This window comes from Hydrogenophaga electricum, assembly GCF_030160815.1.
Taxonomy (GTDB): domain Bacteria; phylum Pseudomonadota; class Gammaproteobacteria; order Burkholderiales; family Burkholderiaceae_C; genus Hydrogenophaga; species Hydrogenophaga electricum.
In genome coordinates this window covers 32,991-57,813 of sequence record NZ_BSPB01000014.1, presented here as the reverse complement: position 1 = coordinate 57,813, position 24,823 = coordinate 32,991, and the positions used below count along the sequence as shown (strand labels likewise).

General features: G+C 63.3%; 30 protein-coding genes and 1 tRNA gene. 27 read left to right on the top strand and 4 right to left on the bottom strand.

Going from position 1 to position 24,823, the window contains the following annotated elements; genetic code table 11:
- The first annotated feature begins 107 nt into the window (after positions 1 to 107).
- From hisG to hisF, 8 genes are read left to right on the top strand one after another with little or no spacing between them, the layout of a single operon-like run.
- The gene (gene hisG / locus QQK43_RS10745) at positions 108 to 755 is read left to right on the top strand and encodes an ATP phosphoribosyltransferase (protein WP_234266200.1); all 648 of its coding nucleotides are present in this window, start codon (positions 108 to 110) and stop codon (positions 753 to 755) included.
- Positions 752 to 2,143, top strand: coding sequence for a histidinol dehydrogenase (gene hisD / locus QQK43_RS10740; protein ID WP_284307747.1), 1,392 nt, complete (start codon positions 752 to 754; stop codon positions 2,141 to 2,143). Before hisG ends, hisD begins: the two co-directional genes overlap by 4 nt.
- Entirely contained in the window at positions 2,140 to 3,240 is a 1,101-nt protein-coding gene (gene hisC / locus QQK43_RS10735) for a histidinol-phosphate transaminase (RefSeq protein WP_284307745.1), read from the top strand. Before hisD ends, hisC begins: the two co-directional genes overlap by 4 nt.
- Positions 3,237 to 3,866 (top strand): imidazoleglycerol-phosphate dehydratase HisB, encoded by a 630-nt coding sequence (gene hisB / locus QQK43_RS10730; protein WP_234266197.1) that lies wholly within the window; start codon positions 3,237 to 3,239, stop codon positions 3,864 to 3,866. Before hisC ends, hisB begins: the two co-directional genes overlap by 4 nt.
- A 28-nt stretch (positions 3,867 to 3,894) precedes the next feature.
- Entirely contained in the window at positions 3,895 to 4,557 is a 663-nt protein-coding gene (gene hisH, locus QQK43_RS10725) for an imidazole glycerol phosphate synthase subunit HisH (RefSeq protein ID WP_284307744.1), read from the top strand.
- Positions 4,558 to 4,587: 30 nt separating this feature from the next.
- Positions 4,588 to 5,328: a 1-(5-phosphoribosyl)-5-[(5-phosphoribosylamino)methylideneamino]imidazole-4-carboxamide isomerase gene (hisA, locus tag QQK43_RS10720; RefSeq protein WP_234266195.1), complete on the top strand. Its 741-nt coding sequence runs from the start codon at positions 4,588 to 4,590 to the stop codon at positions 5,326 to 5,328.
- A complete protein-coding gene (locus tag QQK43_RS10715) occupies positions 5,325 to 6,188 on the top strand; it encodes a D-hexose-6-phosphate mutarotase (protein ID WP_284307743.1) in 864 nt (287 codons plus the stop codon). The genes hisA and QQK43_RS10715 overlap by 4 nt, the downstream gene beginning before the upstream one ends.
- 37 nt (positions 6,189 to 6,225) lie before the next feature.
- Positions 6,226 to 7,005 (top strand): imidazole glycerol phosphate synthase subunit HisF, encoded by a 780-nt coding sequence (gene hisF / locus QQK43_RS10710; RefSeq protein ID WP_234266193.1) that lies wholly within the window; start codon positions 6,226 to 6,228, stop codon positions 7,003 to 7,005.
- A 9-nt stretch (positions 7,006 to 7,014) separates the two neighbouring features.
- On the opposite strand, the gene QQK43_RS10705 is transcribed toward hisF, so the two are convergent.
- On the bottom strand, positions 7,015 to 7,512 hold the full coding sequence (locus QQK43_RS10705) for a hypothetical protein (protein WP_284307742.1): 498 nt from the start codon (positions 7,510 to 7,512) through the stop codon (positions 7,015 to 7,017).
- Between the two features lie 74 nt (positions 7,513 to 7,586).
- Here QQK43_RS10705 and hisI point away from each other — a divergent pair, with 74 nt between their 5' ends.
- The 7 genes from hisI (at position 7,587) to tatC (ending at position 10,868) form a co-directional block, all read left to right on the top strand.
- Complete coding sequence (gene hisI, locus QQK43_RS10700) at positions 7,587 to 7,985, top strand: phosphoribosyl-AMP cyclohydrolase (protein WP_284307780.1); 399 nt, start codon at positions 7,587 to 7,589, stop codon at positions 7,983 to 7,985.
- Positions 7,986 to 7,989: 4 nt separating this feature from the next.
- Positions 7,990 to 8,355: a phosphoribosyl-ATP diphosphatase gene (locus tag QQK43_RS10695; protein ID WP_284307741.1), complete on the top strand. Its 366-nt coding sequence runs from the start codon at positions 7,990 to 7,992 to the stop codon at positions 8,353 to 8,355.
- A 28-nt stretch (positions 8,356 to 8,383) separates the two neighbouring features.
- The gene (locus QQK43_RS10690) at positions 8,384 to 8,782 is read left to right on the top strand and encodes a DUF4870 family protein (protein WP_284307740.1); all 399 of its coding nucleotides are present in this window, start codon (positions 8,384 to 8,386) and stop codon (positions 8,780 to 8,782) included.
- A 19-nt stretch (positions 8,783 to 8,801) separates the two neighbouring features.
- Entirely contained in the window at positions 8,802 to 9,164 is a 363-nt protein-coding gene (locus QQK43_RS10685; protein WP_234266190.1) for a histidine triad nucleotide-binding protein, read from the top strand.
- 96 nt (positions 9,165 to 9,260) lie between these two features.
- On the top strand, positions 9,261 to 9,494 hold the full coding sequence (gene tatA / locus QQK43_RS10680) for a Sec-independent protein translocase subunit TatA (RefSeq protein ID WP_284307779.1): 234 nt from the start codon (positions 9,261 to 9,263) through the stop codon (positions 9,492 to 9,494).
- An 85-nt stretch (positions 9,495 to 9,579) separates the two neighbouring features.
- Positions 9,580 to 10,077 carry a Sec-independent protein translocase protein TatB gene (gene tatB, locus QQK43_RS10675; RefSeq protein WP_284307738.1) on the top strand — a complete coding sequence of 166 codons (498 nt, stop codon included), beginning with the start codon at positions 9,580 to 9,582 and terminating at the stop codon, positions 10,075 to 10,077.
- Positions 10,077 to 10,868 (top strand): twin-arginine translocase subunit TatC, encoded by a 792-nt coding sequence (tatC, locus tag QQK43_RS10670; RefSeq protein ID WP_284307737.1) that lies wholly within the window; start codon positions 10,077 to 10,079, stop codon positions 10,866 to 10,868. Before tatB ends, tatC begins: the two co-directional genes overlap by 1 nt.
- A 54-nt stretch (positions 10,869 to 10,922) precedes the next feature.
- On the opposite strand, the gene QQK43_RS10665 is transcribed toward tatC, so the two are convergent.
- Entirely contained in the window at positions 10,923 to 12,080 is a 1,158-nt protein-coding gene (locus QQK43_RS10665) for a Do family serine endopeptidase (protein WP_284307778.1), read from the bottom strand.
- A gap of 167 nt (positions 12,081 to 12,247) precedes the next feature.
- Between QQK43_RS10665 and QQK43_RS10660 the strand changes: the two genes are divergently transcribed.
- The 3 genes from QQK43_RS10660 to pdxA are packed head-to-tail and all read left to right on the top strand — an operon-like array spanning position 12,248 to position 14,261.
- Positions 12,248 to 12,388: a DUF3149 domain-containing protein gene (locus QQK43_RS10660; RefSeq protein WP_234266185.1), complete on the top strand. Its 141-nt coding sequence runs from the start codon at positions 12,248 to 12,250 to the stop codon at positions 12,386 to 12,388.
- A 47-nt stretch (positions 12,389 to 12,435) separates the two neighbouring features.
- Positions 12,436 to 13,206, top strand: a complete 771-nt coding sequence (locus QQK43_RS10655) for a Nif3-like dinuclear metal center hexameric protein (RefSeq protein ID WP_234266184.1) — start codon at positions 12,436 to 12,438, stop codon at positions 13,204 to 13,206.
- Positions 13,207 to 13,217: 11 nt separating this feature from the next.
- Positions 13,218 to 14,261, top strand: a complete 1,044-nt coding sequence (gene pdxA / locus QQK43_RS10650; RefSeq protein WP_284307736.1) for a 4-hydroxythreonine-4-phosphate dehydrogenase PdxA — start codon at positions 13,218 to 13,220, stop codon at positions 14,259 to 14,261.
- Between the two features lie 55 nt (positions 14,262 to 14,316).
- Here the strand turns inward: pdxA and mscL are convergent, their stop codons facing one another.
- Positions 14,317 to 14,730 (bottom strand): large conductance mechanosensitive channel protein MscL, encoded by a 414-nt coding sequence (gene mscL / locus QQK43_RS10645; RefSeq protein WP_234266257.1) that lies wholly within the window; start codon positions 14,728 to 14,730, stop codon positions 14,317 to 14,319.
- Positions 14,731 to 14,949: 219 nt separating this feature from the next.
- Here mscL and petA point away from each other — a divergent pair, with 219 nt between their 5' ends.
- The 6 genes from petA to QQK43_RS10615 all read left to right on the top strand — a co-directional run bounded on the left by petA (position 14,950) and on the right by QQK43_RS10615 (position 19,168).
- Entirely contained in the window at positions 14,950 to 15,558 is a 609-nt protein-coding gene (gene petA / locus QQK43_RS10640) for a ubiquinol-cytochrome c reductase iron-sulfur subunit (RefSeq protein ID WP_284307735.1), read from the top strand.
- A gap of 33 nt (positions 15,559 to 15,591) precedes the next feature.
- A complete protein-coding gene (locus tag QQK43_RS10635) occupies positions 15,592 to 17,007 on the top strand; it encodes a cytochrome b N-terminal domain-containing protein (RefSeq protein ID WP_234266181.1) in 1,416 nt (471 codons plus the stop codon).
- A gap of 29 nt (positions 17,008 to 17,036) precedes the next feature.
- Entirely contained in the window at positions 17,037 to 17,792 is a 756-nt protein-coding gene (locus QQK43_RS10630) for a cytochrome c1 (protein ID WP_284307734.1), read from the top strand.
- A gap of 124 nt (positions 17,793 to 17,916) precedes the next feature.
- Positions 17,917 to 18,528, top strand: coding sequence for a glutathione S-transferase N-terminal domain-containing protein (locus QQK43_RS10625; protein ID WP_234266179.1), 612 nt, complete (start codon positions 17,917 to 17,919; stop codon positions 18,526 to 18,528).
- A 47-nt stretch (positions 18,529 to 18,575) separates the two neighbouring features.
- Positions 18,576 to 19,064 (top strand): ClpXP protease specificity-enhancing factor, encoded by a 489-nt coding sequence (locus QQK43_RS10620; RefSeq protein ID WP_284307733.1) that lies wholly within the window; start codon positions 18,576 to 18,578, stop codon positions 19,062 to 19,064.
- Positions 19,065 to 19,092: 28 nt separating this feature from the next.
- Positions 19,093 to 19,168 (top strand) — tRNA-Thr (locus tag QQK43_RS10615).
- 63 nt (positions 19,169 to 19,231) lie between these two features.
- On the opposite strand, the gene QQK43_RS10610 is transcribed toward QQK43_RS10615, so the two are convergent.
- Positions 19,232 to 19,582 (bottom strand): DciA family protein, encoded by a 351-nt coding sequence (locus tag QQK43_RS10610; protein WP_284307732.1) that lies wholly within the window; start codon positions 19,580 to 19,582, stop codon positions 19,232 to 19,234.
- 2 nt (positions 19,583 to 19,584) lie between these two features.
- On the opposite strand from QQK43_RS10610, the gene QQK43_RS10605 reads away from it, so the two are divergent.
- From QQK43_RS10605 to argJ, 3 genes are all read left to right on the top strand, one after another.
- A complete protein-coding gene (locus QQK43_RS10605) occupies positions 19,585 to 20,538 on the top strand; it encodes a M23 family metallopeptidase (RefSeq protein WP_234266176.1) in 954 nt (317 codons plus the stop codon).
- Between the two features lie 166 nt (positions 20,539 to 20,704).
- Positions 20,705 to 23,449, top strand: a complete 2,745-nt coding sequence (gene secA / locus QQK43_RS10600; RefSeq protein WP_284307731.1) for a preprotein translocase subunit SecA — start codon at positions 20,705 to 20,707, stop codon at positions 23,447 to 23,449.
- 104 nt (positions 23,450 to 23,553) lie between these two features.
- Positions 23,554 to 24,801, top strand: a complete 1,248-nt coding sequence (gene argJ, locus QQK43_RS10595; RefSeq protein WP_284307730.1) for a bifunctional glutamate N-acetyltransferase/amino-acid acetyltransferase ArgJ — start codon at positions 23,554 to 23,556, stop codon at positions 24,799 to 24,801.
- The last annotated feature ends 22 nt before the right edge of the window (positions 24,802 to 24,823 follow it).

Sequence of the window (24,823 nt, the reverse complement as noted above, 5' to 3'; positions counted from 1 at the left end):
CCCGCCGCTCTGCGCGCGACCCCCTCAAGGGGGCAACACCTGCGGTCTGGCAAAGCCAGTCCCGCGGTGTTCCCGGTCTGCGGGTACACCGCTTTTGGAGTGAAGTCTTGATTACCTTAGCCCTGTCCAAAGGCCGCATCTTCGACGAAACCCTGCCGCTGCTCGCGGCCGCAGGGATTGAGGTGCTGGAAGATCCCGAAACCTCGCGCAAGCTCATCCTGCCGACCAATCAACCCGGCGTGCGCGTGGTGCTGGTTCGGGCCACCGACGTCCCCACCTATGTGGAGCACGGCGGCGCCGACCTGGGCGTGACCGGCAAGGACACACTGATCGAGCACGGCGGCCAGGGCCTGTACCAGCCTCTGGACCTGCAGATTGCCAAATGCCGCATGAGCGTGGCGGTGCCGGCCGATTTCGACTACGCCTCGGCCGTGCGCCAGGGCTCGCGCCTGACGGTGGCGACCAAGTACACCACCATCGCGCGCGAGTTCTTTGCGGGCAAGGGTGTGCACGTGGACCTGATCAAGCTCTACGGCTCCATGGAGCTGGCGCCGCTGACCGGCATGGCCGATGCCATCGTCGACCTGGTGTCCACCGGCAAGACGCTCAAGGCCAACAACCTGGTCGAGGTCGAGCGCATCATGGACATCAGCTCGCGTCTGGTGGTCAACCAGGCCGCGCTGAAGATCAAGCGCGAAGCCCTTCGCCCCATCATCGACGCCTTCGCTGGCGCCATCACACCCGTTGCATCATGAGCCTGTCTGCAGCCCCGCTTCGCCTGAGTACCGCTTCGTCCGACTTCGAGACGCAGTTTGCGGCGCGGCTGCATTGGTCTTCCGATACCGATCACGCGATCGAGCAGCGCGTGGCCGACATCCTGCGGGACGTGCGGACCCGGGGTGATGCGGCCGTGCTGGAATACACCGCGCGGTTCGATGGCCTGCAGGTGGCGTCGATGGCGGCGCTGGAGTTGACGCAGGCTGATTTCAAGGCGGCTTTTGACGGTTTGCCCGCCGCCCAGCGCGAAGCGCTGCAGAGCGCGGCACGCCGTGTGCGCAGCTACCACGAGGCGCAGAAAAAGGCGTCCGGCGAGAGCTGGACCTACCGCGATGAAGACGGCACCCTGCTGGGCCAGAAGGTCACCCCGCTGGATCGCGTCGGCATCTACGTGCCCGGCGGCAAGGCCGCCTACCCGTCGAGCCTGATCATGAACGCCGTGCCGGCGCACGTGGCGGGCGTGAGCGAAATCATCATGGTGGTGCCGACGCCGGTGCGTGGCAGCGTGGCCACCGGTGGCAGCGGCGCCGCGACGGCCGCGCGCGGCGAGCGCAACGAACTGGTGCTGGCCGCCGCCCACGTGGCTGGCGTCACCCGTGCCTTCACCATCGGCGGTGCCCAGGCCGTGGCCGCACTGGCGTATGGCACCGCCACCGTGCCCAAGGTGGACAAGATCACCGGGCCTGGCAATGCCTACGTGGCCAGTGCCAAGAAACACGTGTTCGGGACCGTGGGCATCGACATGATCGCGGGCCCGAGCGAGATCCTGGTGCTGGCCGACGGCACCACACCGCCCGAATGGGTCGCCATGGACCTGTTCAGCCAGGCCGAACACGACGAACTGGCGCAGTCGATCCTGCTGTGCCCCGATGCGGCCTACATCGACGCCGTGCAGGCCGAGATTCAGCGCCTGCTGCCGACCATGCCGCGCGCGGCCATCATCGCCAAGAGCCTGAACGACCGCGGTGCACTGATCCACACGCGCGACATGGAAGAGGCCTGCGCCATCAGCAACCGCATCGCGCCCGAACACTTGGAGGTCTCCAGCCGCGATCCGCACCGCTGGGAGCCGCTGCTCAAGCATGCGGGGGCCATCTTCCTTGGCGCCTACACCAGCGAAAGTCTGGGCGACTACTGCGCTGGCCCCAACCACGTGTTGCCCACCAGCGGCACGGCGCGTTTTTCGTCGCCGCTGGGTGTGTACGACTTCCAGAAACGCTCCAGCCTGATCGAGGTCAGCGAGGCCGGCGCCCAGGGACTGGGCGCCGTGGCCGCAGAGCTGGCCTATGGCGAGGGGCTGCAAGCCCACGCCCGCGCAGCCGAGCTGCGCCTGTCCACCGTGCCGCCGATGCGGTCTCCGACATGAACGCACCGCTCGACCCGAACCCGCTGCGGCACATCCGTGAGGATGTGCAGTCCCTGCATGCCTACGCGATCCAGAATGCGACCGGCCTGATCAAGCTGGACGCGATGGAAAACCCGTTCTCGCTGCCGCCGGCCTTGCAGGCCGCGCTGGGCGAGCGTCTGGGGCGGGTGGCCATCAACCGCTACCCGGGGGATCGCATTGAGGATCTCAGGCAGGCCCTGGCCCGGCACATCGATCTGCCCGCCGGGCAGGCGCTGATGCTGGGCAACGGCTCCGACGAGCTGATCTCGCTGTTGGCCATGGCTTGCGACCGCCCGGGTGCGGCCATCGTGGCGCCGGTGCCGGGTTTCGTGATGTACGCCATGAGTGCCCAGTTGCAGGGCCTGGCGTTTCATGGCGTGCCGCTCACGGCCGCATTCGAACTGGATGAGGTGGCGATGGTGGCGGCTTTGCGCACACACCGGCCAGCCATCACCTACCTGGCTTATCCGAACAACCCCACCGCCAACCTTTGGGACGCGGCCGTGATCCGACGCCTGATTGCCGAAGCGGCCCGCTTCGGGGGGCTGGTGGTGATGGACGAGGCCTACCAGCCCTTTTCCAGCCGCAGCTGGCTGGATGAGATGCGGGCGGACCCGGTGGCCAATGCGAACGTGCTGCTCATGCGCACGCTGTCCAAGTTCGGCCTGGCCGGCGTGCGTCTGGGTTACCTGGTCGGTCCATCGGCGCTCGTGCACGAGATCGACAAGCTGCGCCCGCCCTACAACGTGAGCGTGCTCAATGCGGAGTGTGCGCTGTTCGCGCTGGAGCACGCCGACGTGTTCGCCCGGCAGGCGGTGGAGATCCGCAGCGAACGCGACCGGCTGGCCTCTGCCATGGCGGCCATGCCAGGCGTGCACCCGTTCCCGAGCGAAGCCAACATGCTGCTGGTGCGCGTGCCCGACGCCGACCGTGCCTTTGCCGGTCTCAAGGCGCGTGGCGTGCTGGTCAAGAATGTTTCTAAAATGCACCCGTTGCTGGGCCAATGCCTGCGCCTGACGGTGGGCACACCGGAAGAGAACACGCAGATGCTGAACGCCCTGCCTCCCAGCTTATGACCACCCCGACCCCCCTCAGCGCCGCCGCATCCGCTGCCGCCCGCATTGCCGACGTTCAGCGCCACACCGCCGAGACGAAGATCCGTGTTCGTGTGAACCTCGATGGCACCGGTGAGGCGCGCCTGTCTACGGGCATCGGCTTCTTCGATCACATGCTCGACCAGATCGCCCGTCACGGCCTGATCGATCTGGAGATCGACTGCCAGGGCGACCTGCACATCGATGGCCACCACACGGTGGAAGACGTGGGCATCACCCTGGGCCAGGCCTTTGCCAAGGCCGTGGGTGACAAGAAGGGCCTGCGCCGCTACGGCCATGCCTATGTGCCGCTGGACGAGGCGCTTTCGCGCGTGGTGGTCGATTTTTCCGGCCGTCCGGGTCTGCACATGCAGGTGCCGTTCAAGGCCGGCATGATCGGGGCCTTCGACACCCAGCTCACGTTCGAGTTCTTCCAGGGCTTTGTCAACCATGCGGGGGTGACCCTGCACATCGACAACCTCAAGGGGGAAAACGCCCACCACCAGGCCGAGACCGTGTTCAAGGCGTTCGCCCGGGCACTGCGCATGGCCCTGGAGCGGGACGCCCGCCTGGGGGATGCGATTCCCTCGACCAAAGGTTCGCTCTGATTCTTTCTGCCTTTTTCTGGCCGATTCGATGACATCCAAGACAGTCGCCGTGGTGGACTACGGCAGTGGCAACCTGCGCTCCGTGTCGCAGGCGGTGGCGCACGTGGCCGCTGCGGAGGGCTTTGTGGTGCAAGTCACTTCGGATCCGAGCGTGGTGCGCGATGCCGACCGCGTCGTGCTGCCCGGACAAGGCCACATGGGCGACTGCATGCGCGAGCTGGCCGCCTCCGGCCTGAAGGATGCGGTGCTTCACGCGGCCGCGAACAAGCCTTTGTTCGGTGTGTGCGTGGGCATGCAGATGCTGCTGCAGCGCAGTGAAGAAGGGCCCACCGATGGCCTGGGCCTGTTCCCGGGCGAGGTGGTGCGCTTTCGGCTCGAAGGCCGGCTGCAGCCCGACGGTAGCCGCTTCAAGGTGCCGCAGATGGGGTGGAACCGTGTTCACCACGCCCTTGGGCGCGGGCCGGCGCACCCGGTGTGGGCCGGCGTGCCCGACGGTGCCTGGTTCTATTTCGTGCACAGCTATTACGCCCGCCCGGCAGAGCCCTCCCACACCACGGGAGAGACGGACTACGGTGGCCGGTTTGCGGCCGCCATCGCCCGCGATAATATTTTCGCCACCCAGTTTCACCCCGAAAAGAGCGCCGACCAGGGTCTGGCGCTCTACCGCAATTTCCTCCTCTGGAAACCCTGAGGACTTTCTGCCTTTCCCGGCTTCTTCATCATGCTGCTGATTCCCGCCATTGACCTCAAAGACGGCCAGTGCGTTCGCCTCAAGCAGGGCGACATGGATCAATCCACCGTATTCGGCGAAGACCCGGCCGCCATCGCCCGGCAATGGGTGGACAAGGGCGCGCGTCGCGTGCACCTGGTCGACCTCAACGGGGCATTCGCCGGCAAGCCCAAGAACGAGGCCGCCATCCGCGCCATCCTGCAGGAGGTGGGCGACGAGGTCGACGTGCAGCTGGGCGGCGGCATCCGCGACCTGGACACCATCGAGCGTTATCTCGATGCAGGCCTGCGTTACGTCATCATTGGCACGGCTGCGGTCAAGAACCCCGGCTTCCTGCAGGATGCCTGCACCGCTTTTGGCGGCCACATCATCGTCGGCCTCGATGCCAAGGACGGCAAGGTGGCGACCGATGGCTGGAGCAAGCTCACCGGCCACGAAGTGGTCGATCTGGCGCGCAAGTTCGAGGACTACGGCGTCGAAGGCATCATCTACACCGACATCGGCCGCGACGGCATGCTCACCGGCATCAACATCGACGCCACCGTGAAGCTGGCCCAGGCCCTGTCGATCCCGGTCATCGCGTCGGGTGGTCTGTCGAACATCGACGACATCCGCCGGCTCTGTGCGGTCGAAAGCGAGGGGGTCGAAGGCGTGATCTGCGGCCGCTCCATCTACAGCGGCGATCTGGACTTCGAAGCCGCGCAGCGGCTGGCCGACGAGCTCAACGGATGAACTCCGCCGGTGACACCCCGGTGCATGAGCGGGTGGCCCTGCAGCAGCTCGCCTGCCACCGTCTGTACTGGCCCGGCGGTGATGCGGTCTGCGTGGCCGAACACGGTGCCCAGGTGCTGTCGTGGATGGCCGGGGGCAGCGAGCGTCTCTACCTCAGCCCACGTGCCGTGCTCGATGGCAGCGCGGCCATCCGCGGTGGCATTCCGGTGTGCTGGCCACAGTTTTCGGATCGGGGCCTGTTGCCACGCCATGGCTGGGTCCGCCAGGTGCCGTGGCGTTTCGCGCGGGCAGAACTCGGTGTGGCCGAGGCCAGCCTGCGCTTCGAAATCGACCCGGCGGCGTGCCGCCCGGCGGGTGTCGACTGGCCGCACCGGTGCCGGCTGGCGCTGACCGTGACGCTGTCATCGGGCTGTCTCACCGTTTCTTTGGCCATCCACAACGAAGGCCCTACGGTGCTCCCGTTCACCGGCGCATTGCACACCTATCTGGCGCTTGATGACGCCAACAGGGCTTCCGTTTCCGGCTGGCCGGACGGTGGCCGTGGCTGGGATTCGGTGCGTGGCACGCCCTGCCCGGTGCTGCCGGCGCTGCCCCTGCAGGGTGAGATTGACCGTATCCTGCCCGCAGCCTCCGAGGGCCTGCGCGTGGACGATGGCCCGAAGCGCCTGGGCGTCGCCCAGGTGGGGTGGTCCGACACCGTGGTCTGGAATCCGGGGCCCGACAAGGCGGCGGCCATGGCCGATCTGCCCCCGGGTGGTGAGCGGCGTCTGGCTTGCGTGGAGGCCGCGCAGGCACTCGCTGTCGCCGAAGTGGCACCTGGCGCGACCTGGGTGGGCCATCAACGGCTGGTGCTGGCCTGAGTAGCCGGCTTTTTCAATCGCTGACACAAGGCTTCCCATGCTGGCGAAACGCATCATCCCCTGCCTGGACGTGACCGGCGGTCGCGTCGTCAAAGGCGTCAACTTCGTCGAACTGCGCGATGCCGGCGATCCGGTCGAGATCGCGGCGCGCTACAACGAGCAAGGTGCAGACGAACTCACGTTCCTGGACATCACCGCGACCAGCGATGGCCGCGATCTGATCCTCCACATCATTGAAGCGGTGGCCTCGCAGGTCTTCATCCCGCTGACGGTGGGGGGCGGTGTCCGCACGGTGGAAGACGTGCGCCGCCTGCTCAATGCCGGCGCCGACAAGACCAGCTTCAACTCGGCCGCCATCGCCAACCCGCAGGTGATTCGCGAGGCGTCCGACAAATACGGTGCCCAGTGCATCGTGGTGGCCATCGACGCCAAACGCCGTCAAGGGGATGACGTGGCAACGCGCGGCGAGGGCTGGGATGTCTACAGCCACGGTGGGCGCAAAAACACCGGACTGGATGCCGTGGCCTGGGCCCGGCAGATGGCCGAATTCGGTGCGGGCGAAATTCTGCTGACCAGCATGGACCGCGATGGCACCAAGTCGGGCTTCGATCTGGCGCTGACGCGGGCGGTGTCCGACGCGGTGAGCGTGCCCGTCATCGCTTCTGGCGGGGTGGGCGATCTCGACCATCTCGCCGACGGGGTGCAGCAGGGTGGCGCCGACGCGGTGCTGGCCGCGAGCATCTTCCACTACGGCGAATACACGGTGGCCCAGGCCAAGCAACGCATGGCCGAGAGAGGCATTCCCGTCAGGCTCTGAGCAGGCGGCTCAGGCGCCCGGTGGCGGGGCCAGCCGCTCCTGGCGCTCCAGCCGGTCTTCCAGTTCGCCGAGGCTGGCGCTCAGACCGTTGCTGGTCTGCTCGAACAGGCGGGCGAGTTCGGCGTGCGATCGCTCGATCTGCTGCTGCAGCGCGTTGGCTTGGGTCTGCTGCTGGCTCTCGAGATGCGCCACCTGCGACCGCAGATCGTCCCTCAGTTCGGCAATGCGGGAGGCCTCGGCCTTGTCGGCCAGTTGCCGCTGTTCTGCCGCCTCGCGGCTGATGCGGCGCACCTCCATCAGGTGGGTGGTCTGGTTGAACACCAGGGCCAGCAGAAAGACCACGAGCACCAGGGCCAGCAGGCCCAGCAGCACCAGACCCATCGGGGCCTGCACTTCGGTGACGGCGAAGTTCAGGGTGGTCGGCCGGAAGATCTCGTCCAGATTGAGGGCCACGAAACCTGCCACGAGCAGCAGGCAGGCAACGAGGATGAGGGTGCGGGCTTTCATGGGCGTCTCCGGAAATGCAAGGCCGGACCATGGTACCCCGAAGGCCCGCGGTGATGGGGGAGGGCGCGTGATAGATTCACGGGATGAACTGGTTGGATGACGTGAAATGGGATGCGCAGGGCCTGGTGCCCGTGATCGCGCAGGAACAAGGCAGTGGCGACGTGCTCATGTTTGCCTGGATGAACCGCGAGGCGCTGCAGAAAACGGCCGAGCTCGGGCGGGCGGTGTACTTCAGCCGTTCGCGTGGCAAGCTCTGGTTCAAGGGCGAAGAGTCCGGGCACGTGCAGACCGTGCACGAAATCCGGCTCGACTGCGACAACGATGTGGTGCTGCTGAAGGTGACCCAGCTCGGGCACGAACCCGGTATTGCCTGCCATACCGGGCGGCACAGCTGTTTCTACAGCGTGCTGCGCGATGGTGCTTGGACGCCGGTGGACCCGGTGCTCAAGGATCCGGAATCCATCTACCAATGAACGCATGACTTCTACCGACTCGCTGGACCGCCTCGCTGCGGTCATCGAAAGCCGCAAACCCGCCCATGGCGGTGACCCGGAGAAAAGCTATGTGGCGCGTCTGCTCCACAAAGGGCCGGATGCCTTTCTGAAAAAAATCGGTGAAGAGGCCACGGAATCGGTCATGGCCGCCAAGGACATTGACTACGGCGGCGATCCGCAAAAGCTGGTGAACGAAGTGGCCGATCTCTGGTTCCATTGCATGGTGGCGCTGGCCCATTACGGCAAGTCGCCAGCCGATGTGGTGGCCGAACTGGCTCGGCGCGAAGGCCTCAGTGGCCTGGAAGAAAAAGCGCTGCGCAAGGCGCAAGCCCGGGAGGCCGGGGAGTGAGCCAGCGCCCTTTTCTGGAGAGATCGTGATGAACGACCCGCGTGATGTGATCGATGTGCAGGACAAGAGCGACGAGGCAGCGGAATCGCTGCGCACGATCGGCTGGGTGAGTTACCTGTTGCACTTGGTCGTGGCCATTGCGGCCGTCGTGCCGGGCGCCCAGGTGGGGATCGGTATCCTGCTGGTGGCCCTGGTCATCGATCTGGTCAAACAGTCCGACGCGGCGGGTACCTGGCAGGCCAGCCATTTTTCATGGCGGATCCGGTCGGTGCTGTGGGCGGGCATCCTGTACCTCGTCACCTTGCCACTGTGGCTGCTGTTTTTGCTGCCGGGCATGCTTGCCTGGGTGGTGATTTCCGTCTGGTTCCTCTACCGCATCGTCAAAGGCATGGTGCGGATGAACACCGGGCAGGCCATGCCCGATTGATACCTCTTTTGTGCCCACCATGAGTGCCCACGACCCCGACTGCATTTTCTGTAAGATCATTGCTGGCCAGATCCCCTCGCGCAAGGTGCACGAGGACGACGAACTCTACGCCTTTCACGACATTGCACCCTGGGCGCCCGTGCACTTCCTGATAGTGCCGAAGCAGCACATCCCTTCCATGGCGCAGCTGACGGTTGAGCACGAGCGCTTGCTGGGTCGGATCATGGTGCTGGCGCCCAAGCTGGCCATGGAGCAGGGTTGCAACCCGTATCCTGAAGGCGGGTTCCGCATCGTGTGCAACACCGGCACAGAAGGGGGGCAGGAAGTCCACCACCTGCACGTCCATGTCATGGGTGGCCCCCGCCCCTGGGCGCGCGGTTGAATCCGTGCGCGCTGAACTCCGGGGCGGCGCGTAGAATCCCAGCAACGGTACCCTTAGTTCGGGTACGAACTGAATCAAATATTGTTGGAGAGCGACATGGGTTCCTTTTCGATCTGGCATTGGTTGATCGTGCTGCTGATCGTGGTCATGGTGTTTGGCACCAAGAAGCTGAAGAACATCGGCTCCGATCTCGGCGGGGCGGTGAAGGGCTTCAAGGACGGGATGAAAGAAGGCGGTGCCGATACACCACCGGCTGCCGGCCAGGTCACCCAGGACGCTTCGCGTGCCGACAAGGCCGCGATCGATGTCGAGGCCAAGCAAAAAAGCTGACCGAAAACGATGGCCTCCCTGCCGGGAGGCGATGGCGGTCCGGGTTTCTGGTGCCGGGCTGCGGCTTTCCCACGGGTAATCTTGCATGATTGATCTGGGCATTTCCAAGCTCGCGCTCATTGGCGCGGTGGCGCTGATCGTCATCGGCCCCGAAAAGCTTCCGCGCGTGGCCCGCACTGTGGGGGCCTTGTTGGGCAAGGCGCAGCGGTATGTGGCCGACGTCAAGGCCGAAGTCAATCGGTCGATGGAACTTGACGAGCTGCGCAAGATGAAAGAGTCGGTCGAAAGCGCGGCTCGCGACGTCGAGACTTCGGTCAGCAGTGGCGTCAATGATTTTGAAAAATCGTGGTCGGAAGCGACGGCTGGGCTGGATGGTCAGGCTTCTTCCGGCATGGACGACGCCCTGAGCGCGTTGGGCGCGCCGGTCTACCCGGCCTACAAGCACCCCGGCAAAAACTGGCGCATCAAACAGACCGCCATGCCCCAGTGGTACAAGGCCCGTTCTGGCGTGCGCACGCGCGCCTTGTCTGGTGCCGCTCGTGTGGCGCGCTATCGCCCACGCTCATCTTCTGCGTCCCGCTGATGTCCGACTCCAAAGAACCCGCCGACGAACTGGCCGGCACCGAGCAGCCCTTTGTCCAGCACCTGATGGAGTTGCGTGATCGCCTGCTCTACGGCATGGCGGGATTGGGCATTTGCATGGCATTGCTGGCGATCTGGCCTGGGCCCAGTGGCCTGATCGATCTGATCGCCGTACCCATCCTGTCGCACATGCCTGCCGGCACGGAGAAATTGATCGCGGTGGGCGTGTTCTCGCCGTTCTTTGTGCCCCTCAAGGTGTTGGCCATGGCGGCTTTGCTGATGTCGCTGCCCTGGTGGATGTACCAGATATGGGCGTTTGTGGCGCCAGGCCTGTACAGCCATGAGAAGCGCTTTGCCGTGCCTCTGATCATCGTGGGCAGCCTTCTGGCTTACATGGGTATCGCCTTCGTGCAGTTTTTTGTCTTGGACAAGATGTTCGGCTTCATTCAGCAGTTCACGCCCAAAAGCGTGGCGGCCACGCCAGACATCGCTTCCTATGTCGAGGCCATTCTGTCGCTGTACCTCGCCTTTGGCCTGGCTTTCCAGGTGCCGATCGTGGTGGTGCTGCTGGTCAAGATGGATCTGGTCACCGTGGAAAAGCTCAAGGAATTCCGGGGTTATTTTGTCGTGCTGGCCTTCATCATCGCGGCGGTGGTCACGCCGCCCGATGTGATTTCCCAGCTGGCGCTGGCCGTTCCCATGTGCCTGCTGTACGAGCTGGGCATCTGGGGTTCGCAGTGGTTTGTCCGGAGCACCCAGGCACCGGCCACGCCCGAAGATTCAGCTTCCTAAGGCGTCGCAGGCGGTGCGGTGGCAAGAGCCACAACACCGCTCCTCCCCAAAGCTTCAGCGCTGGCCGTTGGTTTGCCGGGGCAGATTGCGCCTACCCGGGACCACTTGCAGGTGCTGCGCGCCTTCTTTGCGGACCACTTCCAGAGATGCCGGCTGACCCGGCGGAAGGGCGGCGACCGCCGACAGCAGTTGGGCGACGTTGTTGACCGACTTGCCTGCCACCTGGGTGATGACGTCTCCCGGGCGGAGTCCGGCCTGTGCGGCAGGGCCGTTCTGGAGCACGCCCGTGATGATGACGCCGGTACCCGGCGGCACACCGAAGTTCTCAGCAAGTTCGGGGGTGAGGTCCTGGGGTTCCACGCCGATCCATCCCCGGGTGACCTGGCCGTCCCGCACGATGGCCTCCATGACGCTGCGGGCGGTGGAGGTGGGGATGGCAAACCCAATGCCCATTGATCCACCTGAGCGGGAGTAAATGGCCGTATTGATGCCCATCAGGTGGCCGTTGGTGTCTACCAGTGCGCCACCGGAGTTGCCGGGGTTGATGGCCGCATCGGTCTGGATGAAGTTCTCAAAGGTGTTGATGCCCAGTTGCGTGCGTCCCAGGGCGCTGACGATGCCGCTGGTGACGGTCTGCCCCACACCAAAGGGGTTGCCGATAGCCAGGACAGCATCGCCGATGGCCAGTGCGTCCGAATCACCCAGCGTGATAACGGGCAGCGACTGAAGGTCGACCTTGAGCACGGCCAAGTCGGTGTCCGGGTCGGTACCGATGACCTGGGCGGGACTGCGTCGGCCGTCATTGAGCAGAACCTCGATCTGGTCGGCTTCCTCGATCACATGGTTATTGGTGAGGATGTAGCCGGCGGGACTGACGATGACGCCTGAACCGAGGCCGCTTTGCCGCTGGGATTGGCCCTGGTCGCCAAAAAAGAAACGAAACCAGGGGTCAGAGGTCTGAGGATTGGTTTCCGTGGCTTTGCTGGTGTTTATGCTGACCACGGCGGGCGAAGCGGCCTGGGCTGCCGAGCGGAATCCCGCCGTCGTGGCCTGGGCGCCATCTCCCGGAGGGGTCGAAGACTCCAGAACCGGCACGATCATGGGCAGAGAGGGCTTGCGGTTGAGCCATTCGGGCCGCAAGGTGGCGACCACAAAATAAGCTGCCAGCAGCACGGTGACGGATTGGGCGAAGACCAGCCAGAGTCGTTTCATGAGAAGCGCAGCAAAGTTCTGTTGGCGAAGAGACGCAAACGTGATGCGCATTGTCCTGCATCTGCATTCTGTTTCACGGGTTCATGCGAATTGATGCAGATCAACGCACCTGAACAGGGCATGGCTTGCAATGGTGCTCCCCTCAGTATCTCTAAGGAGAGAAGACGATGAAAGCATTGGTGGATCTGTTCTCGACCGACTACGGCCTCTTCAGCATTGCCGGCATCATTTTCATGATCGGTATGGCAATCTGGTTCATCCGATTTTTTCTGCGCAAGGTGAATGAGGCGCCGCGCAGCGAGGGGTAAGGTTCCGACGCGGGCGAGTGCGTCCCGCACGCTGTCAGAATGCGGGCATGCAAGCACCCGCTGATCGCACGCTTTTGTTGCAAACCCTCGATACGCTGCTGCAGCCAGCCCAGTTTCGCGACTACGGTCCCAACGGCCTCCAGGTCGAGGGCCGGGCTCGGATCAGGAAGCTGGTGTCTGGTGTGACGGCCAGTCTGGCACTGATCGATGCCGCTATCGCCGAAGGGGCCGACGCCATTCTGGTGCACCATGGCCTTTTCTGGCGGGGGCAAGATGGCCGGGTCGTCGGGTGGATGAAACAACGCCTGTCCCGTCTATTGGCGCACGACATCAGTTTGTTCGCCTATCACCTTCCGCTGGATGCCCACCCCACGCTCGGAAACAATGCCCAACTGGCCGCCCGGTTGGGTCTGGAGCGGTTCGGTGGCTTGGAGGGCTGCTTCGGGGACCAGGCGCTGGGCTGGTTGGGGTGCACCGCTCCCGTCACCGCGCAGGCCTTGGCGGATCGGATCGAAGGCTCTTTGGGACGTGCGGTGACTTTGGTGGCCAATGAGGCCAGCCGGCCGGTGGAGCGGGTGGCGCTCTGCACCGGCGGTGCGCAAGGCTACTTCGAGGCGGCGATTGCGGCCGGCGCAGACCTGTTCATCACGGGCGAAATATCCGAGCCACAAGCCCACTACGCTCGCGAAAGCGGCGTGGCCTACGTCGCCTGCGGCCATCACGCTTCGGAGCGCTATGGGGCGCCGGCGGTGGGCGCGCATGTGGCCGGGGAGCTCGGCATGGAGCATGTGTTCATCGATATTCCCAATCCTGCCTGAAGGGGTTGCGCATGCAGTCCGAACGCCCTTCCCGCCCCATCGTCCTCACCATGGGCGATCCGGCCGGTGTGGGGCCGGAAATCATTGCCAAGGCCTTGATGCAACGGCCGGAATGGTGCCAGCGTGTCCTGGTGGCGGGCGATGTGCCCTCTCTGAAGCGGGCGCAGGCCTTGCTGGGGGCTGAGCCGGAATGGGTGGAGGTGTCCGATCTGAATGCGTGGGTGCATGTGCCGGTGGGGGCTCCGGTGGTGGTGCAGACATGTACTTTGCATGAGCCTGTGTCGTGGGGGTGTATTTCTGCCTCTGCGGGGCGGGCTGCGGCGGATTGCATCGCCTGGGGGGCAACGGAGGTGCTGGCCGGGCGAGCGAGGGCTTTGGTGACCGCGCCCATCCACAAAGAGGCGTTGCATGCGGCGGGTGTGCCTTATCCCGGGCACACGGAAATGCTGCAGGCGCTGTCGGCGGCTTACGCGGGAGTCCCGCTGGAACAGATGCCGGTTCGCATGATGCTCAGCGCACCAGGACTGCGTACCGTGCTGGTGAGCATCCATGTGGCGTTGCGGGAGGCCATAGCGGCGGTGACGTTCGATCAGGTGTTGGAGACGTTGCGCATTACGGCCGACTATTTTGCGCGCCATGGTCTGCCGCAGGCACGCATTGCGGTGGCTGGACTGAACCCCCACGCCGGAGAGGGGGGGCTGTTCGGACGAGAGGAACTGGAAGTGATTGCGCCAGCAATCGCGGCTGGCAGGGATCGCGGCTGGAACGTGTCAGGTCCGTATGCACCTGATACGGTGTTCATGCGGGCCCGGCAAGGGGCGTTCGATGCCGTGGTGGCGATGTACCACGACCAAGGGCTCATTCCGGTCAAGCTGATGGGGTTGGAGCACGGCGTCAACACCACGTTGGGCCTGCCTCTGATTCGCACCAGCCCTGATCACGGTACGGCCTTCGATCTGGCAGGGACAGGTCAAGCCAGTGCGGCGAGCCTTTTGGCTGCGCTTGACGAAGCCTGGCAGACCGCTGCCCGGTCGCCTGGGCCTGGCGAGCTCTGAGGCAGTCGCAAAAAAAGCTGCCGACTCCGGCAGCGGCCATGGATGTCCGAGGGGTTTATTTGCGCAGGCTATCGCGGATGTCTCGCAGCAACTGCACCTCCTCCGTCGGGCCTGCTGGCGGCGGCGGAGGGGTCTCGCGCTTGAGGCGGTTGACCTGCTTGACCATCACGAAGATGACAAACGCCAGGATGATGAAGTTGAGTGCGATGGTGATGAAGTTGCCGTAGGCGAGCACTGCGCCAGCTTCCTTGGCCTTGGCCAAAGGCAAGCCCGCAGCCTGTCCCGCCAGAGGGACGTAGTAGCTGGAAAAATCCAGCCCGCCAAAAATCTTGCTGACCACCGGCATGATCACGTCATCCACCAGAGAGCTGACGATCTTGCCAAACGCCCCCCCAATGATGACGCCAACTGCCAAGTCCATCACATTGCCCTTCAGGGCGAATTCTTTGAATTCACTCGCTATGCTCATCATCGCGCTCCGCGGCGAGGGCTGCACCGTGCAGCCCTCTTGTTTTCATTTTCTCACAGAGCACCTTGGTATTAACGGAGGGGCTCTTTTGCCGAAGGCAAGGGGCTGACCCTGGCTGGTGCTGTGTCCCGAAAGGTTCGGGAGGCGGTTTTGGGCTTCGGTACAATGCAATGTTGACCTTGGTATTGCCCCGTTTCGAAACGTCATTGAAAGTTCCCCATGAGTGAAGCAACCGTCGATGCGACTGTGGACAGCAGTCGCCGAACCTGGCTGATCACTTCCTGCGCCATGGGTGGCGTGGGAGCCGCAGCCGTTGCCGTGCCTTTCGTGAGCACCTTCCAGCCGTCGGAGCGGGCCAAGGCCGCTGGCGCTGCGGTCGAGGTCGATATTTCGGCCGTCCAGCCTGGCGAGAAAATCGTTGTGGAGTGGCGAGGCAAGCCAGTGTGGATCATGAAGCGCACGGCCGAGCAGCTCAAGTCGTTGGAAGAGGACGAGGCGCAACTGGCCGACCCGAATTCCGATCGCAAGGCGTATCCCACGCCGGAGTACGCCAAGAACCGCCACCGCTCCATCAAGCCCGAGGTGTTTGTGGGCGTGGGCATCTGTTCGCACCTGGGGTGTTCGCCTATCGACAAGTTCGCCGTTGGTACGCAGCCTTCGTTGCCCGAAGACTGGAAGGGCGGTTTCCTCTGCCCTTGCCACGGTTCCACTTTCGACCTGGCGGGCCGGGTGTTCAAGAACAAGCCGGCTCCGGACAATCTGGAAGTGCCGCCGCACTACTACGTGTCGGACACGGTGCTGCTCATCGGCGAAGACAAGAAGGCCTGACAGGCCCTGGCGCACCGACCAACAGAGGCTGACATGGCTGAATTCAAAGAACTCCCCCCCGATGCTCCCGCTGGCCAGAAGGTCGTGAACTGGTTCGAGAACCGGTTTCCTACCGCTTTCTCGGCTTACCGCGTTCACATGTCGGAGTACTACGCTCCGAAGAACTTCAACTTCTGGTACATCTTCGGTTCGCTGGCGTTGCTGGTGCTCGTGATCCAGATCGTCACCGGCATTTTTCTGGTGATGCACTACAAGCCCGACGCCAACCTAGCGTTTGCCTCTGTCGAGTACATCATGCGCGATGTGCCCTGGGGCTGGCTGATTCGCTACATGCACTCCACCGGGGCATCGGCCTTCTTTGTGGTGGTGTATCTGCACATGTACCGTGGCCTGATCTACGGCTCCTACCGCAAGCCGCGTGAGTTGGTCTGGGTTTTCGGTTGTGCCATCTTCCTGGCACTGATGGCCGAGGCCTTCATGGGTTATCTGCTTCCCTGGGGCCAGATGTCCTACTGGGGCGCGCAGGTGATCGTGAACCTGTTTTCCGCCATCCCCTTTGTCGGCCCTGATCTGGCCATCCTGATCCGTGGCGACTTCGTGGTGGGCGATGCCACGCTCAACCGCTTCTTCAGCTTCCACGTGATTGCTGTGCCCCTGGTTTTGCTGGGTCTGGTGGTGGCGCACTTGCTGGCGCTGCACGATGTGGGTTCCAACAATCCGGATGGTGTGGAAATCAAGGCCGGTCCGAAGGGCAACCGCTGGTCCAAGGATGCACCGGCCGATGGCGTGCCGTTCCATCCCTACTACACCGTGCACGATGTGTTTGGTGTGGCTGTGTTCCTGATGGTGTTCTCGGCCATCGTGTTCTTCGCGCCTGAGTTTGGCGGCTACTTCTTGGAGTACAACAACTTCATCCCGGCCGATCCGCTGAAGACCCCGCCGCATATTGCACCGGTCTGGTACTTCACACCGTTCTACTCCATGCTGCGTGCGATAACGACCGAAATGATGTACGCCCTCATGGCTTGTGTGTTGGCTGGCGCCGTTCTGGGCGTCGTCAAGACCAAGCTCGGCGGTTTGGCCAAGGGCGTGGTTGTCGGCGCTGCGCTGGTGCTGATTGCCCTGATGTGGGCGATCGATGCCAAGTTCTGGGGTGTGGTGGCCATGGGTGGTGCGGTCATCATCCTCTTCTTCCTCCCTTGGCTGGACCACAGCCCGGTCAAGTCGATCCGCTACCGTCCGAGCTGGAACAAATGGCTCTACGCCGTCTTCGTGATCAATTTCCTGATCCTCGGCTACCTGGGTATTTTGCCGCCGTCGCCTATCGGTGAGCGTGTGTCCCAGGTGGGTACGCTGTTCTATTTCGGCTTCTTCCTGCTGATGCCCTGGTGGTCGCGTCTGGGTGAATTCAAGCCCGTGCCCGCGCGCGTGAACTTCACGGCCCATTGAGTCAAAAGTCCCAGCGGAGAAATATCCCCATGAAAAAGATGCTTCTGGGCTTTGTGCTCACCTTGGGTCTTGCCGGTGCCGCGCAGGCTGCGGGTGGTGGCTTCCCGATCGACAAGGCTCCCAACCGAACCAACGACATGGCGGCGCTGCAAAACGGCGCCAAGATCTTTGTCAATTACTGCCTGAGCTGCCATTCTGCGGCGTTCATGCGCTTCAACCGCTTGCGCGATATTGGGCTGGATGACAAGCAGATTGCTGAAAACCTGACCTTCACTACCGACAAGATCGGTGAGACGATGAAGGCGGCTATTGATCCCAAGCAGGCCAAGGAGTGGTTCGGCGCCAACCCGCCCGACCTGACGGTGATCGCACGGTCGCGTTCGGGCCCGGGCTACACCGGTGCCGACTACATTTACACCTTGCTGCGGACTTACTACCGCGATGACACCAAGGCGACCGGCTGGAACAACATGGTGTTCCCCAGCATCGGCATGCCCAACCCACTTTGGGAGCTGCAGGGCGAGCGCGCCCCGGTTCTGGAAAAAGTGGGGAGCCATGGTCATGAGGTCGACGTTCTCAAGGGCTGGCAAGATGTAAAGCCTGGCAAGATGACGCAGGCCGAGTTCGATCAGAACGTAGGTGATCTGGTGGCGTACCTGCAGTGGATGGGGGAGCCGGCCCAGAACAGCCGTGTGCGCATTGGCGTCTGGGTCATGATCTTCCTGGCGGCCTTTGCCCTTGTGGCTTGGCGCTTGAACGCAGCGTTCTGGAAAGACGTCAAGTAATTTTTCCTCTGGAGCCGGCCTGCCGCCGTCAAGGCGTCGGGGTTGGCTGCCCACAGTGGCAGGGCCGTGTCGAGCAAATGCTCTCCAGGTCCTCCACTGTTTTTTGCATTAAGGAGTCTCTCACATGATGGTCTTGTACTCGGGCACCACCTGCCCTTACTCCCACCGTTGCCGCTTCGTGCTGTTCGAGAAGGGCATGGATTTCGAGATCCGCGATGTGGATCTGTACAACAAGCCCGAAGACATCAGCGTGATGAATCCTTACGGGCAGGTGCCGATTCTGGTCGAACGTGATCTCATCCTGTACGAATCGAACATCATCAACGAGTACATCGATGAGCGCTTTCCGCATCCTCAGCTGATGCCGGGCGACCCGGTGGACCGTGCGCGCGTGCGCCTCTTTCTGCTGAACTTCGAGAAAGAGCTGTTCACCCATGTGTCCGTGCTGGAATCGCGTGCAGCGAAGGGCAATGACAAGGCGCTGGAAAAAGCGCGAGCGCATATCCGTGACCGTCTGACCCAACTGGCACCGGTGTTCCTGAAGAACAAGTACATGCTGGGTGACAACTTCTCGATGCTGGACGTGGCCATTGCGCCGTTGCTGTGGCGCCTCGATTTCTATGGCATCGAGTTGAGCAAGAATGCGGCGCCGTTGCTGAAGTACGCGGAGCGCATTTTTTCCCGTCCGGCTTACATCGAGGCGCTCACGCCCTCGGAAAAGGTCATGCGCAAGTAACAAGGTTGTGGCACCCGGCCAATCTGGGTGCCCATCTGATGGATTCCATGAGTCTGAGTCAACAGGAACTCCCTTCTACGCGTCCCTATCTGCTGCGTGCGCTGCACGAGTGGTGCACCGATCACGGGTTTTCTCCGTACATCGCTGTACAGGTCGATGCGTCGGTGCAGGTTCCGCAGGAATACGTGAAAAACGGCGAGATCGTTTTGAACGTGAGTTTTGACGCCACCAACGGCTTGCGTCTGGGCAACGATTACATCGAGTTCAAGGCGCGATTCGGAGGGGTTGCCCGCGAGATCATCATTCCCGTGGGCCATGTGATCGCCATCTACGCCCGTGAGAACGGGCAAGGCATGGCCTTTCCTCCGCCGGCTGTCTCCGAGGTCCTGCCCGCAGCGGCGGCCGATGCGGAGCGCGCCCCCTTGCGTGCGGTTCCCAGTGATGAGGGGGCGGTGTCGGATGAGGCTGGTGAGCCACCACCGGATGGCCCGACTTCGGGTGGTGGCGGGCGATCGCACCTCAAGCGCGTCAAGTAGAATTCTCAACCTCGGAAACGGGGTTGTGGCCGCTTTAGCTCAGTTGGTAGAGCACTCGCCTTGTAAGCGATAGGTCGTCTGTTCGAGTCAGACAAGCGGCACCACGGTCTGCCCACCGACCGTTGAGATGCGGCGGGAGTCAATTTCCCGTTCCGCGGGTCCCTCACTCACCGCGATGCCGCTTGGATTTTGATGCGGATCGAGGTAATCTTTGCCCCCTTTTGGTTCAGTTCCTGCTGGATGGCAGGGACAAGCTGTCTCAGTTTGGATGCGGCGGTGGCATTGCCGACCAACAGACACCAGTCGTCGTCTTGCAGGGGGCCCGCTTTGACATGGCGCCGCAAGGGTGCGGGAATCAGCTGCTGGATCATGGTCAAGTGGCGGCTGGATTCCTGGATTCGTTGCTGGAGGCTGGCCAGGGTCGGAGCGTGGGTGACGGCTTCTTCGAGGCTCACCATGCCGCTGCGACGAGGTGTTGCGTTCATGGGCAGCAAGTGCGGTCGTTGGGAAAGGTTCAAGCGTGCACATCATTATCACGGACGCCTGGTTGGCTCAGAGCCGGGCTCTGCATCTCAATGGGTGGAAATTGCTGGGTGCTGCAGCGTTGGGCTCTCTGATGTTGATGCTCGGAGCGGTCGCGGCATACCACTGGGTTTTTCTGGAAGGGGTGCGCAAAGGCTGGCCGGGTTTTGCTTCGGTGGCGCGTATCGTGACGCAGGGGGAGCTCGATGCCCGGTCGCTGTATATGCGAGAAAACCTGGACGTGATGGCGCGCCGGCTGGGTGAAATGCAGGCGCGCATGATGCAGATTGAGTCGCTGGGGGAACGAGTGGCCGGTTTGGCAGGCTTGAATCCGGCGGACTTCAAGACCTTGCCCGGAGCTGGCGGCATGCTGATCGGCGAGCGGGCGTTGACCGTGGACGAACTCGGACAGGCGATGGATCAACTGGATGTGTCGAGCGGCTCGCGTATTGACTGGCTGACAGCGGTGGAGTCGCGGCTGTTTGACCAGAAGATCCAGCGCAGTCTGGTGCCCACACAGGAACCCGTGACGGGGGGGCGTGTCGGTTCTCCGTTCGGATTCAGGATCGACCCCTTCACGGGGCGTTCGGCGCTGCACACCGGCCTTGATTTCCCCTCGGACGTCGGGACGCCGATCTTGGCCGCTGCCGGCGGCGTGGTGGTGGTGCAGGAGTACCACCCGGCTTACGGGAACATGGTGGAGATCGACCATGGCAACAACCTGATTACCCGCTATGCCCACACCTCGAAGGTACACGTCAAAAAAGGTGATCTGGTCAAGAGGGGGCAGCGAATTGCGGACGTGGGGTCCACGGGCCGTTCCACCGGCCCGCACCTCCATTTTGAGGTGTGGGTTTCGGGGGTTCCGCAGGATCCGCGCCGTTTTCTGGATGCGGGGGAAAACATGGCGGCAGCCGAAGTGTCCAGCAAGGCGTCGGTGGTCCGGCGTTGACCTCGTGGGCGAGCAGCAGGAGCGGCAGCTAAAATGCCTGTTTGCTCTTGAATATCTTGCGTCGGCGGGCATCTGAGTCGTTTCTGGCTTTCCGACAGCCCTTTTCGGGACTTCCGATCTTTCTTGCCCTGGCAGCGCGCATTCGGTGCGCCTGCGGGCCCGCACTATGGCCACAAACTTCCTCACCAAGATCTTCGGTAGCCGCAACGACCGCCTGATCAAGACCTACCGCAAGACTGTTGAGCGCATCAACGCACTGGAGCCGAAGTTCGAAAAGCTCAGCGATGCCGAACTGCAGGCACAGACAGGTACGCTCCGCCAGCGTGTGGCCGCTGGCGAGACTCTGGATGCCCTGTTGCCGGAAGCCTTTGCGGTGGTGCGTGAGGCCAGCAAGCGCGTGATGAAGATGCGGCACTTCGACGTGCAGCTCATCGGAGGCATTGCCCTGCACTCGGGCAAGGTCGCTGAAATGCGCACCGGGGAAGGCAAGACCCTGACGGCGACGCTGCCGGTGTACCTGAATGCCCTGGCAGGCAAGGGCGTGCACGTGGTGACGGTGAACGATTACCTGGCCACGCGCGATGCCCAATGGATGGGGCGCCTGTACAACTTTCTGGGCTTGTCGGTCGGGGTCAACCTGCCCCAGATGCCTCGTGAAGACAAGCAGGCAGCCTACCGGGCGGACATCACGTATGGGACGAACAATGAGTACGGCTTCGATTACCTGCGGGACAACATGGTCTACGAGTCGGGTGACCGGGTGCAGCGCCCGCTGCACTACGCCATCGTCGACGAGGTGGACTCGATCCTCATCGATGAAGCTCGCACGCCCCTGATCATCAGCGGCCAGGCCGAAGACCAGACGCCCGTTTATGTGACCATCAACAAGCTGGTGCCCCATCTGGTGCGCCAGGAAGGCGAAGCCGACCCGCGAACGGGTGAGGGCGTGATCAAGCCCGGCGATTTCACGGTCGACGAAAAATCGCACCAGATCCACCTGACCGAACAGGGACATGAAAATGCCGAGCGCCTGCTGGCGCAGGCGGGCCTGTTGCCCGAAGGGGCATCGCTGTACGACCCGGCCAACATTGCGCTGCTGCACCATCTGGTGACATCGCTCAAGGCCCATCACATCTACCACCGCGACCAGCATTACGTGAACCAGAACGGCGAGATCGTCATCGTCGACGAGTTCACTGGCCGCCTCATGGCGGGCCGCCGCTGGAGCGATGGTCTGCACCAGGCGGTGGAGGCCAAGGAAGGCGTGGCGATCCAGCCCGAGAACCAGACGCTGGCATCGATCACATTCCAGAACTACTTCCGCCTTTACACGAAGCTTTCCGGCATGACCGGTACGGCCGATACCGAGGCGTATGAATTCCAGGAAATCTATGGCCTGGAAACGGTGGTGATTCCGCCCAACCGGCCGAGTCAGCGCGATGACCAGCTCGATCGCGTCTACAAGACCACCAAGGAGAAATACGAAGCGGCCATCGCCGATATCCGTGAATGCCATGAGCGCGGTCAGCCCGTGCTGGTGGGGACTTCGTCGATCGAGAACTCCGAAATCATTGCGCAGTTGCTGGTGGCGGCCAAGCTGCCACACGAAGTGCTCAATGCCAAACAGCACGCACGCGAAGCCGACATCATCGTGCAGGCGGGACGGCCCGGTGCCATCACCATTGCGACCAACATGGCTGGTCGTGGCACCGACATCGTGCTAGGTGGCAATCTGGAAAAAATGCTGGCCGCTGTCGAGGCGGATGCGTCACTTGATGAGGCGACCAAGGCCACGCGCATGGAGACGCTGCGTCAGCAGTGGCAGCAGGATCATGACAAGGTCAAGGCACTGGGTGGTTTGCGCATCATCGCGACCGAGCGTCACGAAAGCCGTCGTATCGACAACCAGTTGCGCGGCCGGTCCGGGCGCCAGGGCGACCCCGGTTCGTCGCGTTTCTATCTGAGTCTGGACGATCCGCTGATGCGGATCTTTGCGGGTGACAAGGTCCGCGCCATCATGGACCGGCTCAAGATGCCGGAGGGCGAGGCCATCGAGGCCGGTATCGTCACTCGAAGCATCGAGGGCGCACAGCGCAAGGTGGAGGCGCGCAACTTCGACGTGCGCAAGCAGCTGCTGGAGTACGACGACGTGGCCAACGACCAGCGCAAGGTGATTTACCAGCAGCGCAACGACATTCTGGATGCCGCCAGCCTGCGTGCCCAGATCGATGGCTTGCGCGACGGCTGTATGGCCGACGTGGTAAGCCAGTATGTGCCCGAGGGCAGTGTGGAAGAGCAATGGGATCTGCCCGCTCTCGAACGCGTCCTGCGTGAGGAATGGGCGCTGGAGGCCCGGGTCGCGAACTGGGTGGCAGAAGCGGAGGCGATCGATGCCGACGATATCGTTATCCGTGTGCAGGCGGTGGCCAAGGAGGCATTTGATGCCAAGGTCGCCCTGGTGGGTGAAGAGAACTTCACCCAGTTCGAGCGCATGGTGCTTTTGCAGACACTGGACAGCCAGTGGCGGGACCACATCGCGGCTCTCGATTACCTCCGGCAGGGCATCCACCTGCGTGGCTACGCCCAGAAGCAGCCCAAGCAGGAATACAAGCGCGAGGCCTTTGCGCTGTTCGGTCAATTGCTCGACAGCGTTCGCAATGACGTGAGCCGTGTCCTGCTGAATGTGCGTGTGCAGACGCCTGAACAGGTGAGCGAAGCGGCACAGCAGATGGAACAGCGTGCCGAAAGCATTGCCAACGTGACCTACACCGCCCCGACCGAGACGGGTGAGGCCGAGTCGCAGGTGGATGAGGCCACGGTGGCCTCGGCGGTGCCGCGCGTAGGCCGCAACGACCCTTGCCCTTGTGGCAGCGGCAAGAAGTACAAGCACTGCCACGGTGCATTGAGCTGACAGCGCATCCCGTGCGGGGCACGGGGGCATGATCGGTTACCGAACGGGGCCCGGGTGGTTCCCGCAGGGTGTACGACGAGTTTCTTTGATCGGAGATTGTTGCCATGGCCGTGAACTACAACGCGCCGCTCGCCCAGGATCTGTTGCCCGTTGCGGGCGTGCGTATCGGTGTGGCGGAAGCGGGCATCCGCAAAGCCCACCGAAAAGACCTGACGGTGTTTCTGCTGGACGAGGGGGCGTGCGTGGGGGCCGTTTTTACGCGCAACCGCTATGCCGCCGCGCCCGTGCAGGTCTGCCGCGAGCATTTGTCGAGCCAGGCCGGCGTGCGCGCCATGGTCATCAATACCGGCAATGCGAATGCGGGCACGGGCGAGCCCGGTCTGCACCATGCCCGCCAGACAGCGAGTGCGCTGGCATTGGCGCTGGGTGTGCAGCATGAACAAGTGCTGCCGTTTTCCACCGGTGTGATCATGGAACCCCTGCCGGTGGACCGCTTGCTGGCGGGCCTGCCTGCTGCCCTGGCCGATGCGGGGGGCGCGGATGGCGCTTCGGGGGCGCAGTGGCTCAAAGCGGCCGAAGGCATCATGACCACGGACACCGTGCCCAAAGCCATGAGTTCCCAGACCACGGTTGACGGACAGACCATCACGGCCAGCGGTATTGCCAAAGGGGCAGGGATGATCAGGCCCAACATGGCCACCATGCTGGGCTTTCTGGCGACCGATGCGGTGGTGGCGCCGGGGGTGATGAGCGATCTGGCGCGCCGACTCGCCGACGCTTCGTTCAACCGCGTCACTGTGGATGGGGACACCTCCACCAACGATTCCTTCGTGGTCGTGGCCACCGGCAAGGCTGGCCATGCAGCGGTGACGGATCTGGACAGCCCGCAAGGGCAGGCCTTGCTGGCGGCCCTCCAGCCCGTGGCGCGTTTCTTGGCCCATGCCATCGTGCGCGATGGCGAAGGGGCCACCAAGTTCATCACCGTGCAGGTGGAGGGTGGGCGCGATGCGCAGGAATGTCTGAAGGCTGCGTATGCCGTGGCGCACTCGCCGCTGGTCAAGACCGCCTTCTTCGCCAGCGATCCCAATCTGGGCCGCATTCTGGCTGCGGTGGGCTACGCGGGTATCGACGATCTCGACGTCGCTGGCATCGATCTGCATCTGGGGGATGTGCACGTGGTGCACCAGGGCGGGCGCCATCCAGCGTATCAGGAGGCGGACGGCCAGCGTGTGATGAAAGCCGCTGAGATTCTGGTGCGCATCGGGTTGGGTCGTGGTGAGGCGACCGAAACCGTCTGGACCTGCGACTTCAGCCACGATTACGTGTCGATCAACGCCGACTACCGCTCGTGAAATCTCTCGCCGACTGCGGCGT